Genomic DNA, 2,624 nt, shown 5'->3' on the forward strand with positions numbered 1-2,624 from the left:
ACATTGCCGCACCTTACCTGAGGTAGAGGTGTTGCACTCAGTTTTTGCGGCCGCCGTATTTCAAACAGAGTTGGTTCCTGAGGATAATCCAGATTGGGCTGATATCTACTTTGATCTTCAAGCAACTGGCAGTCCCCAAGATAGTGTTTTCATTGCTATTCAAGAAGAGAGTTGGGATAGAAATCGTTATTTTCCCATGAGCGTCTTGTTTGACTCAGTGAAATATCGTGCTAGTACTGCGCACTTGAGTGAGGAGCAAGTTGCTCAAGTTGATAAGTTGCAGGAAAAATTTAAAGAAATTTCCATACCGGTGCAGGTCTTAAAAAGCGAAGATCGTTCGATAGTGGCTATTGTTTTTGAACGTATAAATCATCTTGGTGTTGCGCTAGATACGTTGCAATTGCTATCTGCTTGGACTTGGAGCGATGACTTCGACTTATTGGAAAAATTCAAGGACTTGAAAGAGGAGTTGTCCGACTTCGGTTTTGCTGGTGTCGGAGATGACGCAGATCTAGTTCTCAGTTGTGTGGCTGGGATTTTGGCCGGTGAACCAGGCCCTGAAAAATTGCTCGCGCTAAATGGGAGCGAAGTAAGAGCGCAGTTCTCAACGGTCGAAAATGGAATTCGCGGTGCAATTGATTTCATGAGAACGCAGCTTAAAATCTCTCACCTGAAGTTACTGCCATATCCATCTATGTTGGTACCGCTAGCTGTTTTTTTTTTGCAGAGCCTGATGGGAAGGAAGTTGTATATGGAGGGCAAACTTATCACGCGTTGAAACGTTGGTTCTGGCGAACTTGCTTTTCTGGAAGATATACAAGTCAAACGAGAAAAACAACGATTCATGATATTGAGCAGATTGTTAAGTTGAAAAATGGACTTCCAAAACAGCTTTGATAATATTGATGATAGTGTCAAGGTGGATTTTTTTCATAATACGTTCAGGGTGGGCGCGGCAGCAACTAAGACATTTGTATTGTTACTTGCTAATAGGTCGCCTAGGAGTCTTCTGTCAGGTAAAAATATTGATTTAGATAAGGTTCTTCAGCGTTACAATAGATCAGAGTTTCATCATATTTACCCGCGCGCTTTTTTGCGAGATACTGGTGTGCCAGAACAGCAGATTAATGTTCTGGGTAATTTCTGCTTTTTGAGCGCGGCAGAAAATAAAAACATTGGTCGAAAACATCCCTCGGTTTATCTTGAGGACCTTGTCAGCCACGACAAGCAAGAGCGTGAGGCAACTTTGGCATCAGCTTTTTGCTCTGCAAAGGAATTTGATGACAATTATGAAGTATTTTTAAATGAAAGGTGTGCTCGGTTGGTCGCGTATGCAAAAGAGTTAACTGCTTAAACATTTTTTCTTGAATACCGTTATGTAAAAGGCCCCAGCACCTTGAACAGGTGTATGGGGCTTTGTGTTTGTTCAATTATTATAGCTTGAGCGCTAACTGCAGCATTCCGACTATGTTAGGTTCTTCCTCATTGATCCATGTTACGTAATGCTGGTGGATCATGTTGCCGTTGGTGTACCCCATCTGCTCTGTTATCCAGTCCCGTACCTACCACCGCCGTGGCGTTTGTTGCCGATGCGTCGACTGCCAAAGCCTTGTCTGTTCAGATCAAAGCTGTGACGTTGTAGATAGCTCTATTTTCGATCAGTTGGAAAATGCTCATTTGCCTGATCTTTTTTTTGTTCCAATATGATGTTTTTTAGGTCCTCATGAAAAAATTCATTCAGTGCCGTTAATGTGGGTGCTTTTATACGGGCGTCGATGGCATTGATATAGCCATACAGATGATCACTCAGAGATTCATTGTGGAAGAAAGCCATTTCAAAGAAAAGGTAGTCTTGGGTTATTAGTGTGGTGTTAGATAGTACTGGGAATGTGTCTTCTCTATTTATGATTTCTTTTATTAAAAGGTACTCGGCAAATGGGTCGATTTTTCTTTCTCTTATCCTCTTTATTTTTTTCAGGAATACAAGTTTCAGTCGATCAGCATTGTCGATGCGAACACCTAAGTCATGCACTAAATCCAGTATGTTCCACGCGTTCATAGCATGCTTCAATTCTGACATGTACATTTCCTGCCAGTGCATTCGGACAATTGCTTTCTGCACATCTTCGTTCAGTTCTTTAAATATCTCGTCGAAATTTCTTGCTAGAGTATCCATTTTTTCTACAAATTTTGATGTCTCTCTAAGCCCTTTGTGTTTGCTATTGGAGAAGTTGGTGCACACCAAATTCATCCTGCCAACCATCTCTCTACACTCCTGGGCTAATGTTGATTGCCTAGCAGAATCGGTGTTTTTTTTTGTATTGGAACAATGCGAGTAAAAAAGCGCCGGCAGTCGCGATCTGCGCGACGGCATTAATAATGTCGATTAGTTTAATGTCCCAGAAGCCCTTCGGAAAAGGATTTGTGACATAAAGCACTACTATTGCAATGATTAGGATTGGCAATAAAGTAAACAAGTTTGTAAAGGCTTCAGTTTCTGAAAATTTCACAGATTTCTTTTTTTCAAAAAACATATGTTGTCTCAAATTATTATAAATTCTGGTGTGAGGGGAGGGTGTCAGAAATTTTGTGTTCGGGCATAACATGAGTAAGAGGTGCATATA

The 2,624-nt window shown here is 41.2% G+C and carries 2 protein-coding genes and 2 pseudogenes; 2 read left to right on the forward strand and 2 right to left on the reverse strand.

Annotated elements, in window-relative coordinates; translation table 11 throughout:
* Both ACW9H9_RS28400 and ACW9H9_RS28405 read left to right on the forward strand, forming a co-directional pair.
* Positions 1–778 (forward strand): annotated as a pseudogene (locus ACW9H9_RS28400) (hypothetical protein); the annotation flags it as partial.
* A 96-nt stretch (positions 779–874) separates the two neighbouring features.
* Entirely contained in the window at positions 875–1,354 is a 480-nt protein-coding gene (locus ACW9H9_RS28405) for a hypothetical protein (RefSeq protein ID WP_457346673.1), read from the forward strand.
* A gap of 79 nt (positions 1,355–1,433) precedes the next feature.
* Here the strand turns inward: ACW9H9_RS28405 and ACW9H9_RS28410 are convergent.
* A pseudogene (locus tag ACW9H9_RS28410) lies at positions 1,434–1,556 on the reverse strand (site-specific integrase); the annotation flags it as partial.
* A gap of 92 nt (positions 1,557–1,648) precedes the next feature.
* Entirely contained in the window at positions 1,649–2,263 is a 615-nt protein-coding gene (locus ACW9H9_RS28415) for a hypothetical protein (RefSeq protein ID WP_457346672.1), read from the reverse strand.
* Positions 2,264–2,624 lie beyond the last annotated feature (361 nt).

The sequence above is a fragment of the Pseudomonas sp. SDO5215_S409 genome, from assembly GCF_054071325.1.